This is a genomic window from Acinetobacter sp. CY17, from assembly GCF_059515825.1.
Genome location: NZ_JCAKMX010000012.1, coordinates 26,276 through 50,365, shown reverse-complemented (window position 1 = coordinate 50,365; position 24,090 = coordinate 26,276). Strand labels below are relative to the sequence as shown.

The following is a 24,090-nucleotide window of genomic DNA, read 5'->3' as shown; positions in this document are numbered from 1 at the left end:
GTTGTCCTAGGGTCAAGTGATTGCGCACTTGACCCTAGTGTTGCTTTAAGCATGTTTTTGTTGATCTTCATGATCAACATCACGTAACGAACGACCACCGGTTTCTTTCAGTAAAATAATCGAGATCACCGAGATCGCAATCACAAATAAAATATAAAAGGTAATGGGTAACGTACTATCAAATTTTTTCCATAATAAGGTGGCAATCATTGGCGCAATTGAGCCAGCCAAGATAGAGGAAATTTGATAACAAAATGAGGATCCTGAGTAGCGCATCCGGGTTGGAAAAATTTCTGCCAATACCGCACCTTGTCCGGCATAGCACATACCTTGGAACAATAGACCCGTACACATTGCCAATAATACCCAAGCAAATTCACCGGTATTTAAACCAGCAAAGTAAAATGGAATCCAGGCAACCAAACCTGCATAGCCAATATACATGGTCAGTTTACGGCCAATTTTGTCGGATAGAGCCCCACAAGAAATCATTGAGAAAAACTGAAACGCATTGGCACACAGCAATAAGCTTAAAATCGTCGGATAGCTAAATTGCATTTGAATAGATAAATAGGCGATCGAAAACACCACAATAATGTAATAGGCTGAGTTTTCGCCAACACGCATGAGCATGCCGCAAATCGCTTGTTTTGGATAATGTTTGAGGACTTCTTTTAAACCTGCAGAGGCTTTTTGTTGTTGTTCTTGGCGCTCAATTGATTCCTTAAACACATCGGATTCTTCGACATTTTTACGAATATAATAACCAATAAATACAATCACGGCAGATAGCCAAAATGCAATACGCCAGCCCCAAGCCAAGAAATCTTCAGGAACAAGTAAAGCAGATAAACTGAGTAACACTAAACTGGCGAGGACATTACCCGCACATGCTGCAGCTTGTGGGAAACTGGTCCAAAAACCACGCTGATGTTCTGGACTATGCTCACCCACTAATAACATGGCACCGCCCCATTCCCCCCCTACAGCAAAGCCTTGAATAAAACGCAGTAGCACTAAGATGACTGGTGCGGCATAACCAATACTGGCGAAGGACGGAATACAGCCCATAAGAAAAGTCGCCACACCCACCAAAATTAAGCTAATTTGCAGTAATTTTTTACGTCCATATTTGTCACCATAGTGACCAAATACCAGCCCACCTAAAGGGCGTGCCATAAAACCCACCGCATAGGTGGCAAAAGCGGCAATAATGCCCATCAGAACGCCGCCGCTGCCCATCGCAGGGAAAAATATCTTTGAAAAAACCAAGGTACTGGCTATACCGTAAATAAAAAATTCATACCACTCTGCAATGGTACCTGCCATTGCTGCGCCAACCACTTTTTTGATCGAGGAGCGTTCCGCTGTCACCTCAATTTCTGGAGCTTTTGTTTGTGCAATTTCCATGTTCATTATCCTTTGAGCATTGCTTTATCGTTGTTGTTTTATGTTGTTATAGTTGAATATTGCCTAGACAGACATATTTCATTTCGAGGTATTCATCCATGCCGTATTTAGAGCCTTCACGGCCGATCCCTGATGCTTTTACGCCACCAAAAGGTGCAGCAGCATTAGAAATTAGACCGGTATTCACGCCCACCATGCCGCACTCTAAAGCACGTGACACACGTATAAATTGACTCATGTCTTGGGTAAAGACATAAGCTGCTAAGCCAAATTCAGTATCATTGGCCAGTTTGATCGCCTCCATTTCATGTTCAAATTTAAAAATAGGTGCCATTGGGCCAAAGGTTTCTTCACGGGCACAGAGCATGTCTTGGGTCACATCTTGCAGCAAGGTGGGGCTACACTGATTGCCTTGCTGTGATTCAATCTCACCTGTCACCAATTTTGCGCCTTTGCTTAATGCATCCTGAATGTGTTGCTGAACTTTCTCGACGGCTTTGGCATTAATCAGCGGGCCAATATCAGTTGTTTCATCTAGGCCATTGCCCACCTTAAGCATTTCAACTTTGGCTTTGAGCTTGGCAATAAATTCTGCATAGATGCCACTTTGCACATAAATACGATTGGCACAGACGCAGGTTTGTCCTGCATTACGAAACTTACTGTCCATCACCCCTTGTACCGCTTGATCAATGTGCGCGGAATTAAATACTAAAACCGGCGCATTACCGCCGAGTTCAAGCGATAGTTTTTTAATGGTTGCTGCACTTTGTGCCATCAGTTTGGCACCTACTTCAGTCGAACCAGTAAAGCTTAACTTTTTGACCAATGGGTGACGTGTGAGGACTGCACCAATTTCACTAGATGATCCTGTGACTACATTGAAAATGCCCTTTGGAAAACCCGCTTGTTCGGCAAGTTTGGCCAAAGCCAAAGCGGTTAATGGTGTTTCTGAAGCCGGTTTAACAATAATGCTACAACCTGCCGCTAAAGCAGGTGCCACTTTCCGCGTGATCATTGCCGCAGGAAAATTCCACGGCGTAATGGCAGCACAGACGCCCACCGCTTGCTTAAAGACCAAAATTTCACTGTTGCTTACTGTGGGAATAATATCGCCATAGCCGCGTTTGGCTTCTTCGCTAAACCATTCGATATAGCTTGCTGCATAAGCAATTTCCCCTTTGGCTTCTTTAAGCGGCTTGCCTTGCTCTAGGGTCATAATGCTGGCGAGCTCGTCTTGATGCGCTTGAATCAAATCAAACCATTGTCTTAATAAACGACTGCGTTCATTCGGGGCCACCTCACGCCATTTTTTTTGGGCAAGATCGGCATCTATAATCAGTTGTTCAATTAACGCTGCATTAAGTCGCGGCACTTCGCTAATCAAACTTTGATCATAGGGGTTATAAACCGCTATTTTGTCCTGTGTGGTGATCCATTCACCATTGATCCAGCATCGATTTTCAAAAGATGCAAATGTCTGAATATCCATATATGTATATCCTTATTCTTGTTGTTTAAAACGCGCTATTTTTTTCACTAAGGTGGATTGCTCAACCTGCAGGGCTTGCGCTGTGGCACGGGTAGAACCATGCACGGCCAAAGCCTCAATAATTAATTGCCGTTCATAAGTTAAAACTTGCGCTTTGAGTGATAATGGCTTGCTTGCAACGATAGGCTGTACTTGCAAGGGTTGGGGTAAATCCTGCATGTCAATATGATCTTGACGACTCATCACACATAAACGCTCAACCCAATTGACCAATTCACGAATATTGCCTGGCCAAGCATAATGAGTTAAAGCTTCTAATACTTCAGGACTCAACGACTTATGCTGCTGATATTTCTGATTCCACAGACTTAAATAGTGCTCAAGCAAAGGGATAATTTCCGCACGGCGCTCACGTAAGGGCGGTAAATTGAGCTCGACAACATTCAGCCGATAAAATAAGTCCTCACGAAATTGCCCTTGATCCAGCATGTCTTTTAAGTTGCGATGTGTGGCACTGATAATCCTTACATCAATTTGTTTAAATTCTGTACCACCGACGGCTAAAAACCGCTGTTCTTCAATGACTTTAAGTAATTTCACCTGTAAATGTAACGGCAAATCACCAATCTCATCTAAAAACAAAGTGCCTTGATGGGCAATTTCCAATAAACCTTTTTTGCCTTTACTAGAGGCGCCGGTAAAGGCACCTGCCACATAACCAAACAGTTCAATTTCTAATAAATTATCGGGTAGACCTGAACAATTCAGCTCTAGAAAAGCCTGTTCAGCACGTGGACTCATGTGATGAATATAGCGTGCCAGCTGACTTTTACCTGTCCCCGTTTCTCCACCAATCAGCACTTTACTGTCAAACTTAGCCACATGGGTCGCCAAATCAAATACGTCTTGTGTATGCTGCGAGACAATACAATCACTGGCATGACTGCTGAGTTTGTATTGTGCTTGACTACGGAATAAATTTTCCAGCTGTTCTTGTGCATGTTTGGCACGCAGGAGTTCAGTAATATCACGCACACAGGTCACTACACACAGGAGTTGCTGCTTGGCATCAAAGATAGGACTCCCTGTCACTAAAATTTTTTGATTGCCATGAATGCTTTGCACCAGAGTCACCACATCTTGGCGTTTAATGACTTCTAAAGAAACCGAATTGGATAAATAACCAAGTTTAACCAAATCACCCATATAGCGACCTAATAACAAACTACGGTTGAGGCCAGTAATCCGTTCATAAGCACTATTGACCGCCAACGTCACTGCCTCGGCATCAGTAATATAAATGCCATCTTGAATCGCTTCCATAAAGGAGCGAATCGGTTCAACATTAAAAATCGAGCGACCATCTTGGGTTTTTAGCGCAAAGCCTTGCACTTGATCTAAAAAGCTCAAATGCTGCTGGCGCGCATCAGCGACTGACATAGGCTTCTCGATAAATCGATTCAATTTCATGCACAGTGAATTGACGCGGATTATTTTTCAGCAAGCGCTCGACTTTTATCGCTTCTGCCGCAAGACCGGCCAAGTCTTCCTCCAAAATGCCAAAATGCTGTAAACCTGCGGGAATATTCAGTTGACGACAAAATTGATGCAAAAATTCCACTAATTTTTCGGCATTAAGCATATGGTGATTACCCTGGGCCAGATGTAAGCGTTTAGCAATCTCACTTAAGCGTTCTGCACAGCCCAAGACATTCCATTTTAAGACATAAGGCAACATAAGCGCATTACTCACCCCATGTGCCATTTTATATTTCCCGCCCAATGGATAAGCCAAGGCATGCACGGCACCCACTCCCGCATTACCAAACGCCAATCCAGCCATTAAGCTTGCCGTGGCCATTTTTTCTCGCGCGAGTAGATGATTCGGCAAAGCATAGGCTTGTGGTAAGTATTCAACAATCATTTCAATGGCTTGAATGGCCAAGGCATCGGTGACATCAGAACGATTCACTGAAATATACGCTTCAATAGCATGTACCAAGGCATCTACCCCACTGGCGGCAGTGACAGCAGGTGGGCAACTGACTGACATGACCGGTGAAACAATGGCCACATCAGGTAATAAGCAATCACTGACAATCCCTTGTTTCATTTGCTGGACGGTATCGGATAAAATCGCAATGTTGGTCACTTCCGAACCCGTACCCGCCGTGGTAGGAATCACAATCAGTGCAATATCGCGGCGTTGAATTTTATCTACCCCAATAAAATCCTCAACAGCGCCAGCTTGTCCTGCCAAAGCTGCCACACATTTGGCAATATCTAAGGCACTACCGCCACCTACCGCAATTACCCCATCACAGGCTTGTTGATGATAGCCATCAATCACCTCTTGCACTTGTGCTAACTCAGGTTCTGGTTTGACTTGGTCATAAATGGCGTAATCAATGTTTAAGCGACTGAGTACCTGTTGAATGGTACCTGACTGTACCACGCCTTGGTCAGTGACAATCAATGCCTTGTTCATGTTGAATTTTTCGATGGCGGTATTTAAATAATCCAGTGCATTCGGCCCAGTAATCAATTTATTGGCGGTTTTAAATGTTGCAAATGTCATATTATTGTTATCCTATTTAATATTATGTTTAATAAATTCACTGATCTTATCTAAGTATTGTTCTGCAATTGGTAATTTTCCTGCCAGGGTGAACATGCCATGCATCAAACCTTGCACATGGTGATATTCCACATTTAAGCCGGCTTGAATTGCCGCGCTTACATAGTCTAAAACCTCATCACGTAGTGGATCGTGCTCCACGGTCAGAATATAGAGTTTGCCATTTTCCCGTATAAACGGCTGATTTAATAGACAAATTGCATTGTGATCGTTTGGTTGTTGCATGAGCTGCTCAAAAAACCAATGCATGGTGCTTTGTACTAAGGGAAAGCCGCTTAAATAAGCTTGATAACTCGGACTCTCAGGAAAATACCCAATCACTGGGTAAAGTAGGAGTTGTGCTTTTAGCTCAATGTTAAATTGCTGATAAAAATTTTGTGCTAAATAAGCTGCTAAATTGGCGCCTGCACTATCCCCACAAAACACTAAGCGTGTGACATCAATTCCTAATTCGGTATGTTGTTGCATGATATACGCCAGTGCCTGCTGACAGTCTTGGTAAGGCACAGGAAATTTAAATTCAGGCGCCAGACGATAGTCAATTGCAATCACGCGTACATCAGCACTATAGGCCAGCTTACGACAAATCGAGTCATGTGAATCTAAATTACCAATTACCCAACCACCGCCGTGGATATAGATCACACATGGCCTGTGGGTTGCTTGTAAATCAACATCATAAATACGTAGGTGGATCGGCTGATCTTGCCATGTTTGCTCAATATCCTGCGTTTGCACATGATCTAAGCCTTGCATCGCAGCCAAAGCACAATTGTTGATATAGGTTTGGCGTAGTTCAGCAATACTGCCCATTTTTTCAAACGATTGTCCGCCTTTGGCTAAGAAGGCCTCAATAATCGGACGGGCATCCGGATGCAGTGCGTAAGTCATACCACTTGATCCTCCATCCCGACATGCGCGCTATAGTAGTCAGATGCTTGAAACTGTGCCGCCTGACGATAGGCTTCCACATCTAAGGGCCAGTTGTTAATGACTTTACCGGCTGCATTTTTATACCAACTTGAGCAATCGGAGGAAAAGGCTGAGTGAGCCATTTGCTGCTGGATTTTTTGGTTATACTCCTCAAATAATTCCGGCTTGACAGCTAAGGCCACATCATGCGCTAAAATGTGCTGTACCGCCTCTAAAATGTATTGATGCTGAATTTCTAGCATCGTCACAATGGAATTATGGTTTAAGTTGGTGTTAGGGCCGTAGACTAAAAATAAATTATTAAATTGAGGTATGCTTAAACCTAAATAGGCTTCTGCACCATCTGCCCACACTTGTGATAAAGACTCACCATTGTGTGCAACAATATTGAGCTTGCCATTAAAGTTTTGACTGGCAAATCCAGTTCCATAAATAATGACATCGGCTTCGATGTATTCTCCGGCACTGGTGACAACGCCATGCTCGCTGATTTCTGCAATCGCATCGGTCACCAAAGACACATTGTCACGATTAAGTGTTGGGTAATAATCATCGGTTCTTAAAATTCGTTTACAGCCAAACTCATAATCTGGAGTCAGTTTGGCACGTAGAATTGGATCTTGAATGCTGTTATATAGATGTTGCAGGGCTAAATGCTCGCCCTCTTTTTGCATGTTACTGCCATGCTGGGTGCGATGAAAACCATCTTCACGCATTTGATGAATATGCTGACGGCTGGCAAAAAATGCGGCAGGATTGTGCTCAAATTCATCCAACTCGGCTTGACTAAACACATACTGATCACGCGGCATAATCCAATTGGCACTGCGCTGAAAAATCGTGAGCTGTTTTGCCTGTTTCGCAACCTCAGGAATATATTGTACAGCGCTCGCAGCACTGCCAATACTCACCACTTTTTTATCTGTTAAATTGACTTCATATTGCCATGCAGCAGAGTGGAAACTTTGTCCTTGAAAACGCTCTGCACCCTTAAAGCTTGGGATGAGGGGTGTATTGAGTTGCCCCCAGGCTGGAATAAACACTTTGGCTTTGACCAAACCTAAATTTTGAATCTCTAAATCCCAAAGCTGCTGTTCTTGATTCCACATGGCTTGGGTAATTTCAGCGTTATAGCTGAGATGTGGATGTAAATCAAAGTGACTGGCTAAATCATTTAAATAGCCCAATAACTCTTCTTGACCGGCATACATACGACTGACGCGTAAATGCGGAAAATAGCTAAAGCAATAAATATGCGACTGAGTATCACAAGCAGCACCCGGATAAATGTTATCGCGCCAAACACCACCTAATGCATCTGCTTTTTCAAAAATTTTAAAATTTTCTATCCCATGTTGCTTGAGTACCGCAGCCATGCCTAAGCCACCATAGCCTGATCCTAAAATAGCCACATCTAAAATTTGCTGACTCATGTCCTTATCCTTATTATTTTTTCCTTGATGATGAAAAAAATCATCTAAATTATGTTATCAAAAATCATGCCAACTTATTCTTTTATTCTATATCTTTGATTTATCTAGACTTTAAAAAACCTCGTGTTTTTAATCGATGAATTTATTCCTAAATTGTATTAATTGTCATGATTTTTTTCTTTTATAACACACATGATTCAACCCCTGTCATACAAATATCGTAAAAATACATAGGTGTTTGCATGTAGCAAACTCAGCTGAAATTAACATAAGCCATACCCGACTATATACTTTCCCTTGTTAGGATAAAGCAACTTAATTTAAGTCTATGCACTTAAAATCACAACGACGAGGACTGTTTATGTCAGGGCATCCTGCTGTTGAGTTCACTGCTCAACAATCTGCCTTAGTGGAATTATTAAGCTATTTAAAACAACATCACTATCATTTCACCACCATTACCCCTTTATCTCATCAGCGTATTTTGACACGGCGTAAAGCACAAACTGCCAGCAGCTTAACCGATATCTTTGGCTGGAATTTACCTTTTGATGCGGATTTGCTGCCTTTAGATCTCTTTGCTCTGTTACAGGCGCATCAATATATTGAACGCTACAATGACCAGCAATGGTACAGCTGTATTCGTGTTTCTAGTCTAGATCAACATTTAGTGGTTCATTCCGGTTATCCCACACAAGATATTGATGCGGTTTTTTTTGGTCCGGATACGTATCGCTTTTATTTTCATGTGCAGCAGTATCTACAGCAACAACAGTTACAGCCTCTATCAGCTTTAGAAATAGGCTGTGGTACCGCAGCTGTGGCCATTGCACTCGCCAAACAGTTTAAAATTAAGCACATGACTGGTATTGATATCAATCCACAGGCTTTAAGCTTTAGCGCAGTCAATGCCAAGGCTGCCAAGGTGAATTTGGTCTTAGCGCAAAGTGATGTGTTGCAAGATATTGATCAAAAGTTTGATTTTATTTTTGCCAATCCACCGTATTTGGTCGATGACGAGCAACGTCAATATCGACATGGTGGACAATTAGATGGCGCAGAAATGGCCTTTGCTATTTTGCAACAGGCAATACATCAGTTAAGCCCACAAGGGCATTTATTTTTATATAGCGGTGCAGCAATTTCCCAAGACAACAATTTGCTTTACACCGCGATTAAAATTTTTATGCAAGATTATCCAACCTATGAGTGGCAGTATCAAGAAATTGATCCCGATGTATTTGGTGAGGAATTAGAACAAAGCCAATATCAACATATTGATCGCATTAGCCTCGCTTTAATCACTGTACAAGCGCCTTAAAATGAAGCCCACTATCGTGGGCTTTGTAAGCTTGGAGTTTAGAGATCTAACTCGCCTTCACGCCATACATCTTCATATTCGTCATGATCAATTAAAAAACGATAGCCCGTATCGAGTGCTAAAAATGGTAGTGCTTCAGGAAATACCTCTTCTAACTCTTTCACACTCATGGTTTGAAAAAAGTCATCTGCATCATCTAGTTCACCGCCATAGATAAACCATGCTATACCATCACTGTCAGGCAAATTGCGAATCCCAACAATGCTCTCTTCAGTTAAGGATTTGACTGCAATGGCAATCACATCTTGGTCATTTACCGCACGATAGGCAGAGCCATATTGTTCACACACCAATTTCTGTTCTTCAATGATATCTTTATGCATGCTAGATTTTCTAAATCATTTAATACAAATTGCAGTATAACGAAAAAAGCCCACCATCGTGGGCTTTTTCTTTGTCAAGATTTAAGCAGGAATACCTTCAGCAGCTGGCTCACGTGCCCAAATCCGATGCTGACGAATGCTCTCTTTAAAATCATCAGCAATCGTTTTAAAGTCATCTGCCTTAAATAGACCAGCATCTTCTTCTAAGCCCAGTAAGCCTATCAACTCTGCTTTATCACCTAAAAATACAATCGGTTTTAAATGCTTGTAGGTTTCTAGCAGATAATGTTTAGCGACACCATCTTTCTTCACCGCATCTAAATTATCGCCATCGACAATCACGACTGCATCATAAGCAATTGAAGGTTCACCTTTTTGCATACCATCTGAAGCAATTTCCTTGCCTTTATGATCTTTGACTGGAGCAGGTGTGGGAGTCAACACTTCTGCGACCGCATTTTCAGCTTTAGCCCAATCCTGAATGGCTTTAACTTGCGCTGCATTGGCACCATCATGCACCAAGACCGCAATTTTGCGTGCTTTGATATCGTCAGGAATAAAGGCCTGCATCGAAAGTTTGGCCGAGGTTTTATCAATCGTTTGACTTTGCGCTTTGGCATCCGCTTTTAAGGCAATACCCAATTGCTCTGCCACTTGACGGGCTAGGTCAATATCAATATTCGCTAACACCTCTTGTACCTCACGCTCACGAATATGTAAACGTTCGACTTTACCCAACTCAAAGACATAAGCATCTACCACATGCTTTTGCTCGTGCGCTGCTAAGCTTTGATAATACAAACGTGCCTGAGTAAAGTGGTCAGCAAACGATGGACTACGTTCACGAATCTTGCGGCCATCAATACGTTCTTGATAGCTCTCAAAACCACCTTGGCTGGCAGCAGGTGGGGTTTCAACTGGCCAATTGCCATCAATTGAATTGGGCTGATAGGCAGCTTGGCCTTTATGCACATGATGCTGATGTAAGGCATCACGTTGATTATTATGGAATGGACATACCGCTTTATTGATCGGAATTTGATGGAAGTTCGGGCCACCCAGACGGCTTAATTGAGTATCGGTATAGGAAAATAAACGTGCTTGTAATAAGGGATCATTGGTAAAGTCAATTCCAGGGACAATATGCCCTGGACAGAAGGCAACTTGCTCAGTTTCAGCAAAGAAATTATCAACATTGCGATTCAGGACAAACTTACCAATTGGAGTGACAGGCACAAGTTCTTCAGGAATGATTTTGGTCGGATCAAGCAGATCAAAGTCATATTTCATCTCATCTTGTTCTGGCACAATCTGTACGCCCAACTCCCATTCCGGATAAAAGCCCTTCTCAATCGCTTCATACAAATCACGGCGATGGAAATCGGGGTCTTTACCTGCTAATTTTTGTGCCTCATCCCAAACTAGCTGAGCCAAACCTTGCTTTGGTGTCCAATGGAATTTCACAAATACTGCTTCACCTTTGGCATTAATCAAGCGGAAAGTATGTACCCCAAAGCCTTGAATGGAACGTAAGTTACGTGGAATGGCACGATCTGACATGGCCCACATGACAGCATGCGCGGATTCAGGCACTAAAGACACAAAGTCCCAGAAGGTGTCATGTGCGGATGCACCCGTTGGAATCTCTGTATCTGGCTCTGGTTTTACTGCATGCACAAAATCGGGGAATTTAATGCCATCTTGAATGAAAAATACTGGCGCATTATTTCCCACTAAATCAAAATTACCTTCTTCGGTATAAAACTTAATCGCAAAACCACGAATATCACGCACAGTATCTGCCGAACCACGTGGGCCTTGCACCGTGGAAAAACGTACAAAAATTGGAGTTTGGATGCTGCTGTCTGTTAAAAAGCCAGCTTTGGTCCATTTGTCATTGCCCGGATAAGCTTCAAAAAAACCGTGCGCTGCTACACCACGTGCATGCACAATTCGTTCAGGGATACGTTCATGGTCAAAATGCGTGATTTTTTCACGTAAAATAAAGTCTTCGAGTAAAGTCGAGCCACGAGTACTGGACTTTAAACTATTTTGATTATCTGCAATTTTAACCCCATGATTGGTGGTTAAAGCCTGCTCGGTGGCATCACGACGATGGGCATCAAGTTGTTCTAGCTTTTTATTACTGTTTTGACGATCCGGGCGATCTTGTCCGCCCATCTGGCTCACGGTCTTCTTATTCATGATGTTCCTCATTTCGTTTTTATAGCAAAAGATAGACATGATGCTGGTAATATCATCCTGATTAACCATATCGCTAAATATGCCGATGTAATGTATAACTTCGATTAAATTTTCAGCATTTTATGTAATGGATTTTCAATTTATTTTTAAAACTCTAATTCCTAATACAAATAGATAGAGTCATGTAACTTTGATGCTAGTTAAAGCAAAGTGACTTGCATTTAATAGATTAGATTTCTTGACGATTATTTTGTACACTTCAATACATAATACTTCATACTTAATTTCCGATTATGTCGACAACAATGATTAAAAAACGCACCGGTGGTCGCAGTGCACGAGTACGTCAAGATGTACTCAAACATGCATTATTTGAACTGATTGAACAAGGCTATATGGGTTTCAATATTAGCCAAATTGCTGCACGTGCTAATGTGCACGAAACCACAATTTATCGGCGCTGGGCAACACGTGAAGCACTCATGATGGAAGCCATTAGTGAATTTGCTCAAAACCAGCTTGTCCCAGTTCATACAGGTAATCTTGCCCAAGATTTACGCCATAGCTTGGGTTTAATTTGTAATTTCTTACAAAGTCAAATTGGTAAAACTCTGATCATGTTAGCATTTAATCCTGAGCTAGAGCCTAAACTACAACACATGACATTGGCACTCTGGCAAGAGAGAATGCAGATCGGGCAAAAGATTTTTACCCATGCAATTGAACGTGGTGAGTGGCCTCGAGATTATGATCCCCATTTAGTCTTCAATGAAATGATTGGTCCACTGTTAAGTCATTATTTCTTACTGAAACAACCCATCACTGAACAGATGTTAAATCAGCGTGTCGATTTCATCTTAAATAACCGTCACACTTTTGGCTTTAAAGGGTTAAATTCTGTACCAAAACCTGAGCAAATCAGTCAGTTTTAAGCATTTCCCTGGTGATCTGTTATAGTTTTTTTGCTTTTTTCTGTATCTAATATTTAAAAAAGCGCTTTTGCATAATACAGTTATTCCTTTGATTTAAATGTGAGAATCAAAAATGCAAGAGCGCCCTTCAAAACCAGCACCCAAATATGCCGATAGCTCGATTTCAGATAAAGCCTTTAAACGTATGCTGCTTTGGTTTTTTATTTACTGTAGTTTATTTTGTATTGGCGTGGTGTTTGCGATTAATGCCGATATGGGTCTTTAAATCAACAAGCTGCAACACTCAGCCTGCTGAGTCAAATTAAAGTGGATTAGGCATGTATAAAGCTGAACAACTGGCTCATAACATTCGAGTTTTAATTGAAAACCAGTCTTTTAGTGCCCATCAAAAACTTCCGTCCTTGCGTGATCAGGCTGCAGATAGCGGTTTAAGCTTAATGACGGTCATGAATGCCTATCAAAGTTTAGAAGCACAAGGCCTGATTTATGCCAAGGAGAAGTCAGGCTATTTTGTTAGCCCGCAACAACAGCATCTCGCTGTGCCCCCAGCCCGTGTAGCCCTTCATCAAGATGTATCGATCAACTCCTTAGTGTTTAAGTATTTAAAATCGATACAATCCGCTGAGATTGTTCCTTTAGGATCTGCTTTTCCTGAAGATAGCTTAGTGATGAGCAAAAAGTTGATTCAAATCATGGCGCAATTGGCACGTGAGCCGAGTAGCTATACCCTTCATGAGAGTCTACCACCGGGTAAGCTGGCATTACGTCAATTGATTGCACAGCGTTACAACATGCATGGCGTTGCCACTCATGCCGACGATATTGTGATTACTTCGGGCTGTTTAGATGCCTTAAATTTGGCTCTGCAAGCCATTACCCATGCTGGCGACTATATTATTTTACAGCAACATATTTTCTACGGGGCTTGGCAAGCAGCTGAACGTTTGGGTTTAAAAGTGATTACGCTGCCCGAACATCCTATTTATGGCTTTGATTTACAAGCTTTTGAGCAAATTTTACAACAATATCCAATTAAAGTCTGTTGGTTAATGCTCAACAGCCATAATCCGATTGGCTTTAATGTGAGTAATGAAATTAAAGCCAAAATTGCTGCCTTGATTGACGAATATCAAGTGTATTTAATAGAAGATGATGTCTATGAGGAGCTCTATTTTTCTAATACCCGTCCTTTACCGATGAAGTACTTTGATCATGCCAATTGGGTATTACACTGTTCTTCGTTTTCTAAAACCTTGGGGGCAAGTTTTCGTCTAGGCTGGGTACATGCAGGTGCTTTCTCTGCCAAGATCCAACACTTACAACTCATGAGTACAATCTCTGCCAACAGCCTATTACAACACGCTTTGGTTGAGTTTATTAGCAAACATCATTATGAAAAGCATTTACGTCAACTACGTAAAAATCTCGAAAAGCAAAAAAAACTATTCTTTAAATTTTTGGAGCAGCACTTACCTAAAGGCTGTGAAATTTATTATTACCATAGTGGCTATTTCCTATGGATTAAACTGCCGCCTGGCATTGCCAGTATGAGTATTTATGAAACATTACTTGAGCGCAATATTGCTATTGCACCCAGTTCTTTATTTTGTGTTTTTTCTGAACAACGCCAAGGCTTACGCTTAAACTGCTCTTTTGCTTGGAATGATCACATGCAATCTGTATTAACCCAGCTTATTCGCGTCATTGAACAGCAAATACAGGCGATTTAACCACAACTGGCTTTAAGCACTGTGTTGCTATCATCGGTGACCACTGTCACACGCTCACTGCGGTAATCCAAAGTGACCGGTTGATTAGGTTTGACTATACGTACTTCACCCGATTGAGTCATGATTTTAATATCATCTTCGCTTAAGTTTTTTTGCCCAACCAATTTGGCAGCATACTGAGCTTGGCATTGATCTTTTTGACTGCGCAATAAGCTCCACTCTTCAACGACACGCCCATCTGGCAAATGACAATCACTCACTTGACCTTGCGCAGTATTACGCGTCACGCTTTGACCGCCCTGTTGCTGACAGTAAACACTAGCAGGGTTGGCCATGCCCACAACCTGATGACTCGTGGATGGAGTATGACTGCTACAGGCACTCAGTACCAAGCCTGTAGTAAACAACAAGATCATTTTATACATTTTTTCCTCATTATTTTAGCTGTTAAGTCTTGATCTTACCTGAGGTCTTGGGATTCCGCTGCGAAATTTTTAATTTTTTAATAGGGACAGATTGGATTGAATGCTATAACGATAACCCTCTTGTTCTGGGATCTGTTGCATGTGTAATGCAATTTCACCTGATTTTTTATTTCCTGTGATGGATAAATCATAGTGATAAGACTGTATTTGACTGTGGTCTAAATAGAACTGAACATTTTCAATATGATAATCTTCGATTTGACCATATTCATCTTGAATATTTTGATCATGTAAAATTACCGATTCAACTCGCTTGTGATTGATATGTGCACGACTATATTGGTAAGCCGTTAAACTCAATATACACACACCAGCCAACGCTAGGAATGTATTACGTTTATTCAGTAAGATCGCCATAACACTATTTAAATAAACAAATTGAGAGATTAGATTACCTTAATCTGCACTTAAGTGCATAAGTTTAGGTGATTTTTTAAGCAAACAGTATTGGTCATCTGCATGCTTAAAAAACCGAAATTTTTTCTCTGTCGCAGGTCTGTGCTTTTCAGCCAAGCGTGGTTTTATTTAAACTTCCAGGTGTAGTCAATATTAACACGTTGTTCTTTGGCGGTTTTAAAAGTGGCTTTAGGGCCAAAGTCATTTTTATAATCCTCGTGACGTAGGCGGATATTTAAACCTTTTAAGGCAGTTGTTTGTAACTGATAAGACAGCTCTATACCAAACTTACGCTCTTTAAGTTCACGATCGTCACCCACCAAATTCACCAATTCAATCTCATCGCCTTTGGTATAACGTGTCATTAAACGTAAACCAGGAATGTGATCTTTAAAGTCATAATCATAACGTACTGACCATGCTTTTTCATTAGGGTTTAAGAAGTCAGTTGACCAAGCATCCAAATAGGTATTGGCTTCGCCGCCACTTAAATAAGGAAAACCTGTTTCACCTGAGTTATGAATATAACCTAAACTAAACTTATGTTGATCCTTATGTAAAGCAATGACCATGTTGCCATGATGGTTATCAATTTCACCAGCTAAACTATCGCCTGAATCAACGGTTCTAAAATAACGAAAGTCATTATATAAACTCCATTGATCATTCAATTGATAAGTATTACGTGCCCAAAAGGTGTATTGATCATAGACTTCATGTAAATTGGCATGATACAAAGCAAACGTCGTTTCAGGACGCAAGTAGTAGTACCCACCAATATAGTGTAAACCTGAAGTTTCCACCCCTGTATACTTCATATTGGCCGCAGAGAGACGAATTTTTTCGTAGTTGGTCGAGTCACGATGATTCACTCGATCGACATAACCTGCCTCAATTTTGACTTTGTCTAATTCTTTCGATTCAAGTGCAATACCACGATAAGTCTGTGGTAATAAACGCGCAGGTGAGCCCACCAAAACTGGATTTAAAGGAAATAATGTTCCTGCTTTGATTTCAGTTTCACTGATTTTAGCCTTCGCCGTTAGCCCAATTTCGCCGTAGCTGTCTGTAGGTTCTAGGCTGGGTCTATTTACAGGCAATAAACCCGTGCCCAAAGAATGCTCTTGATCAGCCCACAGTTTAATCCCTGTACCAGCATACACATCTAGACCGAGGCCAACTGGACCTTCAGTAAAACCAGACTTGGCATTCAGGATAAAACCTTGTGCCCACTCTTTGGCCGCAGGTTGCGTCACATCTGGGGCGGTAAAATTACGATCTAAATAAAAATTACGTGCAGTCAACGTGACTTGACTGTCTTGAATAAAATCAGCAAATGTTGAACTGCTGATTAACCCTAAAAATATGCATCCATATATTTTTGTAGTCATTGTCTGTTTCCTTAAGACAAGAATATGCCTTTCATAGCCACAAATGCGCTATAAAATAAATTAAAAAGTCAGGGATTGAAGATGTGGCGGTGATTACCACCACATCTGCTCTGCATTAGATCACAGTAAAAACCGCTGCAACTTTTGCCACTTGTTTACCGTCTTGCCATGCAATCGCTTCAAGATTGGAAATCTTGCGACCACGGCGCACAAAGTACACCTCTACATCGACTTGTTTAAGCTGAGTAGGACGTAAGAAGTTCACAGTCATATTGACCGTGGCAGCAGGCTGAGCGTCATGACCGATAAATGCAAATAAACCCATCGCATCATCAAGCATTGCGCTTAACATCCCGCCTTGTAACATACCCATCGGATTGGCAAACTCAGCTCGAGATTGATAACTCACGCGCATCAACGTCTGCTCAGCATCGAAATGCTCAATCTTTCCACCCAAAAAGGTATGGATTGGAGGCGCGACTAAATCATTAATGATTGCTTGATAGTCAACAGACATCTCTCACTCCTTAGTCAATAAAATAGTCATTGCTAAAATCAGTCACGACGCTACCAGCATGTTGAACGCTGTGCGCTAAACCATAAATTTCAGCTAATACCATGGTGTGATAGAAACGTGCAGTTTGGACTTTAGCTTTTAAGAAGTTGGCATTGCCTTGGGCCTGTGCCAATAATTCAGCGGCTTTGACTGCGCTCTTGGCATGTTGCCAAGCACCCACGACAATACCGGTTAGCATTAAATACGGTACAGAAACTGATAATGCATCCTTAGTTGATTGCATAAATTGCTGTGCAATCAGTTGGCTATGGCTTTCTAATAGTTCAATTGCGTTGCCAAACTCAGTTGCAATATCAGCAAGCTCTGCCTTGGCTTGTACTTCAGCTAAGGTTTCTTTCATCAAGCCCAGCAACACGCCTAAGTTTTTGCCTTGGTCTTTGACAATCTTACGACCGACTAAGTCAGCCGCTTGAATGGCTGTCGTACCTTCGTAAATCACGCTGATGACAGCATCACGTAAATATTGTGCCACACCCGTTTCTTCAATAAAGCCTAAACCGCCGTGTACTTGAATACCTGTGGTGGTGGTTTTGAGTGCAGTTTCAGTGGCCCATGCTTTAAATACAGGAATCAGTAAATCAACTAAGCCTTGGTTATAGGCACGCACTTCAGCATCTGGATGACGTAAGCTAATATCTTGAGCTTGGGCAATAAACAATGAAATCGCACGCATGGCTTCTACGTTAGATTTCATGCTGAGTAACTGACGACGCACATCGGCATGTTCAATAATGGCCACTGGCTGACCCGTCGCCACGTCCGCGCCTTGTACACGTTCACGTGCATAATCAAGTGCTGCTTGGTAAGAACGTTCCGTTAATGCTACACCTTCCATACCCACGGTTAAGCGTGCCATGTTCATCATTACGAACATTGCTGCTAAACCTTTGTTTTTCTCACCCACGAGGTAACCTAAAGCTCCTTCGTCATCGCCATAGGCCATAACACAGGTTGGGCTGGCATGAATCCCGAGTTTATGTTCAATGGATACGCAGCGTACATCGTTGCGCTCGCCCAATGAACCATCGTCATTGACCAAGAATTTAGGCACTAAGAACAGTGAAATACCGCGTACACCTGCTGGCGCATCTGGAAGACGTGCCAATACCAAGTGAATAATATTCTCAGTTAAGTCATGCTCACCAAAGGTGATAAAGATTTTTTGACCATGAATACGGTAGCTGCCATCCGCTTGCTCAATGGCTTTGGTTTTTAACGCACCCACATCTGAACCTGCACCTGGTTCAGTCAGGTTCATAGTACCGCCCCATTCACCTGATACCAGTTTTGGTAAATATTTGTGTTTGAGTTCATCGCTTGCTGCGTGGCTAATCGCTTCAATGGCACCAATGGTGAGTCCCGAACACATCACAAAGGATTTATTGGCACCCATCATAATTTCATTGACTGCAGTCGATAAAATATAGGGTAAACCTTGACCGCCAAATTCTGGCTCAAGTGAAATATTGTTCCAACCGGCTTGGGTATATTGTTGATAGGCTTCTTTAAAGCCTTTTGGTGTAGTCACCACACCATCAGCAATTTTTAAGCCTTCGCGGTCACCGCTGGCATTAATCGGATCAAGGACATTGCTGGCAAATTTACCTGCTTCTTCAAGTACAGATTCATATAGTTCTACACCTAAATCTTCAAGACCTGGCAACTCGGCCAATTGTTTTTGATCTAACAGATGATTAAAGATAAAGCTGAGATCATTTAAAGGGGCTTTGTAGCTGTTCATGCGCTGAGTTCCTTGTCTTGTAGTAAACGCCAGTTGATTTTTCCGCTTGCAGTTTTTGGGAGTTCATCCACAAATTCTACAAATTTCGGCACTTTATAAGCCGACATATTGGCGCGGCACCAATCTTTAAATTCTTGTTCTGTCATGCTTGTATTTGGCTTTAACACCACGACAGCTTTGACACTTTCACCACGATCAGTTTTGTGGCATGGAATAATGCAGTTTTCAAATACGTTGTGGTTTTTATATAAGATGCTTTCCACTTCAGATGGCCATACTTTATAGCCAGAGACATTAATCATGCGTTTGAGACGATCTGCCATAAAGAAGTAACCTTCTTCATCGAAATAACCGACGTCACCAGTTTTAAAGAACGTATGTCCATCATGTTCAATTAAGGCATCTTTAGTGGCTTGCGGGTTTTTCCAATAACCACTAAACATACAGGGACTGCGTGAGATAATTTCACCAGTTTGACGTACACCCAGTTCTAAACCAGTGTCTGGATCAATTACCCGGCTATCCACTTCAAATAACGGCACCCCTAAACATTGACGTTTGCCACGACCATAGGGATTAAGATGTACCCCTGCAGTCATTTCGGTCATACCCCAACCTTCAATAAACTCAATTCCTGTTAAGGTTTCAAAATCTTGAGCAATGGCATGTGGCATCCCTGTACCACCACCATAAACGCAGATGAGTGAGCGGAAATTATATTGATTGACATTTGGCATCGCCAAAAGATCGACCACCATAGTGGGAATACAGCACCAATGGGTGAGGCCATGTAGATCCACCACTTGAGCTGCACAGACACGATCCCAACGGGTCATTAAATAGGTGGTTGCACCAAGATATATCGGCAGACACATGGCATTAATCATGCCTGTGACATGGAAGAATGGCGTCACCGATAACACTTTGGCGGTGTTATTCCACGGGCTCCAGTTGATCTGCGTACTGATTTGCGCAACCAAAGCACGGTGGCTGAGCATACAACCTTTAGGATGTGCTGTTGTACCCGAAGTATATAAAATCACCGCAAGGTCTTCGCCTTGGCGCTGTGCGTTATAGGTGATCGCTGTATGTTGTAACGCCGTTTGGAAATTAATCACCTGTTGGCTTTCGGTAATCGCAGGTGCATTTTTTACCGTTTCTGGAATCACAAATTTGGTATCGGCAAAAATATCATCACCATAACGTGCGGCAATAATACGCTCGAGTACAGTTTCACCCAGCAGCGGACTAAACTCTGCCAGCATTTCTGAACCCACAATCGCTACACGGCTTTCGGTGTCAGTGATGTACCATTCGAGTTCCAAAGTTTTGTTCATTGGATTGACAGGTACCACAACAGCATCACAACGTAAGATGGCATAGTAAGCCACCATAAATGCCACGCTGTTTTGCATGCACAGCACCACACGATCACCGGGCTGCACAGCCAATTTTTCAGTTAAATAGCCAGCAAAACGTTCCACACGGGTATTTAAGGTGTGGTAATCCACTTGGCTGCCATAGTAATTGACTGCAATTTTATGAGGATAACGTTTTGCATTGGTACTTAAATGTTCGTAGACACCTGTTTGCGGATAAGACAAACCATGTGATAAATGACGTGGCCAATGTTGTAAATGTAATGTACTCATGATTTTACCCTCGAGCGTCGCCCGTAACCGTTCCTGTCACAGGCGTAAAGCTTGAATTTTTATAAAAAGTGCTGAAGTTAAGCGCTAAGCTTTTGGCTTAAAATATTAGGGAGTTGCCAAAAACTTGCGTCGCCCACTGCATCTTGTGCAAATGTGTTCACTTGCTGTTGAAATTGATTCAGGTTTTGTCCAACAAAGAACATTGGGCCACCGCGCCAGCGTGGGAAGCCATAACCGGCTAGATACACCACATCAATATCTGATTCACGTAAGGCAATGCCTTCTTCTAATAAGCGATAACCTTCTAAAGCCAGTGCACTAATACAACGCGCGACAATTTCAGCATCGCTAAATTGCTGTGGCGTAATGCCTTGTTGTTGACGATACGCATCAATTAAAGCCAATACGTCCTGATCGACCTCACCACGGCGATTACCCGTGCTGTAGTCATACCAACCTTTTTGGGTCTTTTGACCGAAGCGTTGTTGTTCACACAGTAAATCCGCAATCCCTGAGAATTTTTTATTTGGATTGGCTTTTAACTGTTGTTTACGAATCAAGTAACCAATATCGTTGCCTGCCATGTCACACATCCGAAATGGCCCCATCGCCATACCAAAGTTTTCTAAAGCTTGGTCAATTTGATACGGTGATGCACCCGCATCAATCAATAAACCCGCAATACGTAAATATTCATTCAGCATACGGTTACCAATGAAACCGTCACAGACGCCTGCCACCACAGCCACTTTGCCTAAACGCTTACCTAAATCCAAAGCCGTCAATAAAGTTTGATCATCGGTATGTGTCGTACGTACCACTTCAAGTAATGGCATCACTTGCGCAGGACTAAAGAAATGTAGACCCACCACCGCTTCAGGACGTTTGGTCACTTGCGCCAATTGATTTAAATCAAGTGTGGATGTATTGCTGGCTAAAATCGCACCTTGTGGCAGGTATTGATCCATCTTTTGTAATACTGAAGTTTTGACATCCCAATCTTCAAATACAGCTTCAATTGCCAATTCAACATGGGCAAGATCTGCATAATCTAAAGAGGTCTTTAATTGCGTTTGAATAGCTGCAGCTTTGTCTGCGCTTAAACGCCCTTTTTCAATTTGTTGGCTAAAGTATTTGCCAATTAGGCCTAAACCACGGTCTAAACCTGCTTGCTGGGTTTCAATTAAAGTGACGTTAAAGCCTGCTTTTAAGAAACAAATCGCAATCCCGCTGCCCATGGTTCCTGCACCAATCACGGCAACATTTTGAATATGTTGAGCACGCATCGTGCTATCTAAACCGGGTACATTTTTCACCATACGTTCTGCAAAGAAGGCATGACGTAAGCTTTTTGAAATATCCGTTGCAGTTAAGGCTTGAAATAAAGCCTGTTCTTTGGCAAAGCCTTGGGCAAAGTCATGCTCTGTTGCCGCTTGAATGGCATCTAAAATCGCAGTTTGCACAATCGCAGGGCCTTGGCTACCCAATTTCGCGCGTGCTGCTGCCAATACGTGAGCTTCTGCATTTGCCACTTGAGTGTGTTTAATATGCACTACAGGCTGCGGATTGGCCTCTGCCCAAGCCAATGCATCTTGTTGCACTTGACCTTGGCTTAAACTAACAAACAATTGCGTCTGCGTGAGGTCAGCTAATTTCAACGCTTTACCTGTGCTAATGGCATTGAGTGCTGCACTTACCCCAATATAACGAGGTAGCAATTGTGTGCCTGCTGCGCCCGGCAATAAACCTAAATGCACTTCAGGCAACGCCAATTTCGCTTTGGCATCAATCACACGTACATGACATGCTAAAGCCAGTTCTAAACCACCACCTAGCGTTTGACCCGCGACAGCTGCCACAATGGTCTTTGGTGCGTCTGAAATTAAATTGACCAAATCATGTAAAGAAGGGAATTTTAAGTGTGTGCCTTGGGCAAACTCACTAATGTCTGCACCGGCGCTAAAAGCTTTCTCACCACCATATAACACCAAGCTGTTTACGCTTTCATTGTTTAAGGCATTTGTGATCGCCGCATACAGTGCTTCACGCAATGGATGCGATAATACATTTAATTTATCTGTTGCAAACTCAATGCAAGCCACTGAACCAAACTGTTGTTGCTGTATGTTCATGTTTATTCCCTTCTTTGCTTGACTGATAATTTATGCTGCGCGTTTTTGCAACATATTGAGTAAAATTAAAATAAGCAGTGCTGCAATGATGATGCCCGGAATAGATGCCATAATTACACCTGTAGCACCACTGCCCATCACCAATACTTGACCTGCCACCACAGGGCCCGCCATCGCACCAAAACGCCCGACTGTCATGGCTGTACCTACACCTGTGCCACGCATTTGTGTTGGATACACTTGGCTGCCTAAGGCATACAGCACCATTTGTCCACCAATGGTGAAACAACCCACCAATGCGCCAGCAAAGTACATTGCGTAAACGCTTTCAAAGGTATTGAGTGCAATTAAACCCAGTACAATGCCGCTATACATCAGCACAATCACGTTCTTCATTTGCCAACGGTCAACTAAAATCCCAAGACCAATCGTGCCAATGAATGCACCCACCGAGAAGAACATCTGCACCAAAGTAGCTTGCTGTTTTTGGAAGCCTAAATCCATCAACAGAGATGGCAGCCAATTCAGTAGCATATACACCACCATCATGGTGAAGAAATAGCCAACCCATAGCAGTAAGGTCGGTGCACGAAAATGTTGATTCCAAAGTTCGCTAAATACAGTTTGCTGGGTATTATTTTGCTTGGCTGCCAAAAATGCTTTAGATTCAGGTAAGAACCACCACATCATTGGAAGCACCAACAGCGGTAATACTCCACCTACATAGAAAATCACTTTCCAATCTGTGGCAATCGCAGTACTGGCAAGTAATGACACTGCAATACCACCAATCGGCATACCGCAGTACATCAGTGAGATTGCACGGCCACGGGCTTTTTCACTTACCGCTTCAGAAGCCAGTGCCACAAGGTTGGGCAATGCTGCACCTAAACCCACACCCGTCATAAAACGCGCAAAAAGCAAGCCATTAAAGCTGGTCACCCATGCGGTTAAAATTGAAAATAGGCCAAATAAAGCCACGGCGATCATTAAGATTTTTTTACGACCCATGCGGTCGCCTAAACGTCCACCAATCAGCCCGCCTGGTAACAGACCTAAAATAGCGGCACTAAAAAATAAACCTAAACTTTGCGTATCTAGACCAAAATGTTCACGTACACCTGCCGCGGCAACACCGGCAGATTGCAAATCAATTCCCTCAATAAAGGCGATGAGGAAACAGATCACGATGGTCATTAACGCATTACGCCCTGATTCATGTTGTGCTTTTGTCATCTT

Annotated in this window: 20 protein-coding genes; 4 read left to right on the top strand and 16 right to left on the bottom strand. The window is 42.4% G+C overall.

Features of this window, described 5'->3' with window-relative positions; translation table 11 throughout:
• Positions 1–45: 45 nt before the first annotated feature.
• Genes AC5YCI_RS09425 through AC5YCI_RS09400 form a run of 6 tightly spaced genes read right to left on the bottom strand, consistent with a single transcriptional unit; the run spans position 46 to position 7,906 of the window.
• Positions 46–1,410, bottom strand: a complete 1,365-nt coding sequence (locus AC5YCI_RS09425; protein WP_496129529.1) for an MFS transporter — start codon at positions 1,408–1,410, stop codon at positions 46–48.
• A 46-nt stretch (positions 1,411–1,456) separates the two neighbouring features.
• Entirely contained in the window at positions 1,457–2,902 is a 1,446-nt protein-coding gene (locus tag AC5YCI_RS09420) for an NAD-dependent succinate-semialdehyde dehydrogenase (protein WP_496175470.1), read from the bottom strand.
• Between the two features lie 12 nt (positions 2,903–2,914).
• Positions 2,915–4,342: a sigma-54 interaction domain-containing protein gene (locus tag AC5YCI_RS09415; RefSeq protein ID WP_496175469.1), complete on the bottom strand. Its 1,428-nt coding sequence runs from the start codon at positions 4,340–4,342 to the stop codon at positions 2,915–2,917.
• Positions 4,329–5,480: an iron-containing alcohol dehydrogenase gene (locus AC5YCI_RS09410; protein ID WP_496175468.1), complete on the bottom strand. Its 1,152-nt coding sequence runs from the start codon at positions 5,478–5,480 to the stop codon at positions 4,329–4,331. The genes AC5YCI_RS09415 and AC5YCI_RS09410 overlap by 14 nt, the downstream gene beginning before the upstream one ends.
• Positions 5,481–5,492: 12 nt before the next feature.
• Positions 5,493–6,431, bottom strand: a complete 939-nt coding sequence (locus AC5YCI_RS09405; protein ID WP_496175467.1) for an alpha/beta hydrolase — start codon at positions 6,429–6,431, stop codon at positions 5,493–5,495.
• Positions 6,428–7,906: a flavin-containing monooxygenase gene (locus AC5YCI_RS09400; protein ID WP_496175466.1), complete on the bottom strand. Its 1,479-nt coding sequence runs from the start codon at positions 7,904–7,906 to the stop codon at positions 6,428–6,430. Before AC5YCI_RS09400 ends, AC5YCI_RS09405 begins: the two co-directional genes overlap by 4 nt.
• A gap of 361 nt (positions 7,907–8,267) precedes the next feature.
• Here AC5YCI_RS09400 and AC5YCI_RS09395 point away from each other — a divergent pair, with 361 nt between their 5' ends.
• Positions 8,268–9,227, top strand: coding sequence for a methyltransferase (locus AC5YCI_RS09395; RefSeq protein WP_496175465.1), 960 nt, complete (start codon positions 8,268–8,270; stop codon positions 9,225–9,227).
• Between the two features lie 38 nt (positions 9,228–9,265).
• On the opposite strand, the gene AC5YCI_RS09390 is transcribed toward AC5YCI_RS09395, so the two are convergent.
• Together AC5YCI_RS09390 and katE are read right to left on the bottom strand one after the other, a co-directional pair.
• A complete protein-coding gene (locus AC5YCI_RS09390) occupies positions 9,266–9,610 on the bottom strand; it encodes an immunity protein Imm33 domain-containing protein (RefSeq protein WP_496130767.1) in 345 nt (114 codons plus the stop codon).
• Positions 9,611–9,691: 81 nt separating this feature from the next.
• Entirely contained in the window at positions 9,692–11,791 is a 2,100-nt protein-coding gene (katE, locus tag AC5YCI_RS09385; RefSeq protein ID WP_496130769.1) for a catalase HPII, read from the bottom strand.
• A gap of 329 nt (positions 11,792–12,120) precedes the next feature.
• Here katE and AC5YCI_RS09380 point away from each other — a divergent pair, with 329 nt between their 5' ends.
• The 3 genes from AC5YCI_RS09380 (at position 12,121) to AC5YCI_RS09370 (ending at position 14,477) form a co-directional block, all read left to right on the top strand.
• Entirely contained in the window at positions 12,121–12,747 is a 627-nt protein-coding gene (locus AC5YCI_RS09380; RefSeq protein ID WP_496175464.1) for a TetR/AcrR family transcriptional regulator, read from the top strand.
• Between the two features lie 112 nt (positions 12,748–12,859).
• On the top strand, positions 12,860–13,012 hold the full coding sequence (locus tag AC5YCI_RS09375) for a hypothetical protein (protein WP_496130765.1): 153 nt from the start codon (positions 12,860–12,862) through the stop codon (positions 13,010–13,012).
• Positions 13,013–13,064: 52 nt separating this feature from the next.
• Positions 13,065–14,477, top strand: a complete 1,413-nt coding sequence (locus AC5YCI_RS09370) for an aminotransferase-like domain-containing protein (protein ID WP_496130764.1) — start codon at positions 13,065–13,067, stop codon at positions 14,475–14,477.
• Here AC5YCI_RS09370 and AC5YCI_RS09365 read toward each other — a convergent pair.
• The 8 genes from AC5YCI_RS09365 to mhpT all read right to left on the bottom strand — a co-directional run bounded on the left by AC5YCI_RS09365 (position 14,474) and on the right by mhpT (position 24,087).
• Entirely contained in the window at positions 14,474–14,902 is a 429-nt protein-coding gene (locus AC5YCI_RS09365) for an I78 family peptidase inhibitor (RefSeq protein ID WP_496130763.1), read from the bottom strand. The genes AC5YCI_RS09370 and AC5YCI_RS09365 overlap by 4 nt on opposite strands.
• A gap of 69 nt (positions 14,903–14,971) precedes the next feature.
• Positions 14,972–15,319 carry a hypothetical protein gene (locus AC5YCI_RS09360; protein WP_496130762.1) on the bottom strand — a complete coding sequence of 116 codons (348 nt, stop codon included), beginning with the start codon at positions 15,317–15,319 and terminating at the stop codon, positions 14,972–14,974.
• Between the two features lie 164 nt (positions 15,320–15,483).
• Positions 15,484–16,749, bottom strand: a complete 1,266-nt coding sequence (locus AC5YCI_RS09355; protein ID WP_496175463.1) for an OprD family outer membrane porin — start codon at positions 16,747–16,749, stop codon at positions 15,484–15,486.
• A gap of 115 nt (positions 16,750–16,864) precedes the next feature.
• Positions 16,865–17,266 (bottom strand): PaaI family thioesterase, encoded by a 402-nt coding sequence (locus tag AC5YCI_RS09350; protein WP_496130760.1) that lies wholly within the window; start codon positions 17,264–17,266, stop codon positions 16,865–16,867.
• 10 nt (positions 17,267–17,276) lie between these two features.
• Positions 17,277–19,067, bottom strand: a complete 1,791-nt coding sequence (locus AC5YCI_RS09345; protein ID WP_496130759.1) for an acyl-CoA dehydrogenase — start codon at positions 19,065–19,067, stop codon at positions 17,277–17,279.
• Positions 19,064–20,719: a long-chain-fatty-acid--CoA ligase gene (locus AC5YCI_RS09340; RefSeq protein WP_496130758.1), complete on the bottom strand. Its 1,656-nt coding sequence runs from the start codon at positions 20,717–20,719 to the stop codon at positions 19,064–19,066. Before AC5YCI_RS09340 ends, AC5YCI_RS09345 begins: the two co-directional genes overlap by 4 nt.
• Positions 20,720–20,796: 77 nt before the next feature.
• Entirely contained in the window at positions 20,797–22,851 is a 2,055-nt protein-coding gene (locus AC5YCI_RS09335) for a 3-hydroxyacyl-CoA dehydrogenase NAD-binding domain-containing protein (RefSeq protein ID WP_496175462.1), read from the bottom strand.
• A gap of 30 nt (positions 22,852–22,881) precedes the next feature.
• On the bottom strand, positions 22,882–24,087 hold the full coding sequence (gene mhpT / locus AC5YCI_RS09330) for a 3-(3-hydroxy-phenyl)propionate transporter MhpT (protein WP_496175461.1): 1,206 nt from the start codon (positions 24,085–24,087) through the stop codon (positions 22,882–22,884).
• Between the last annotated feature and the right edge of the window lie 3 nt (positions 24,088–24,090).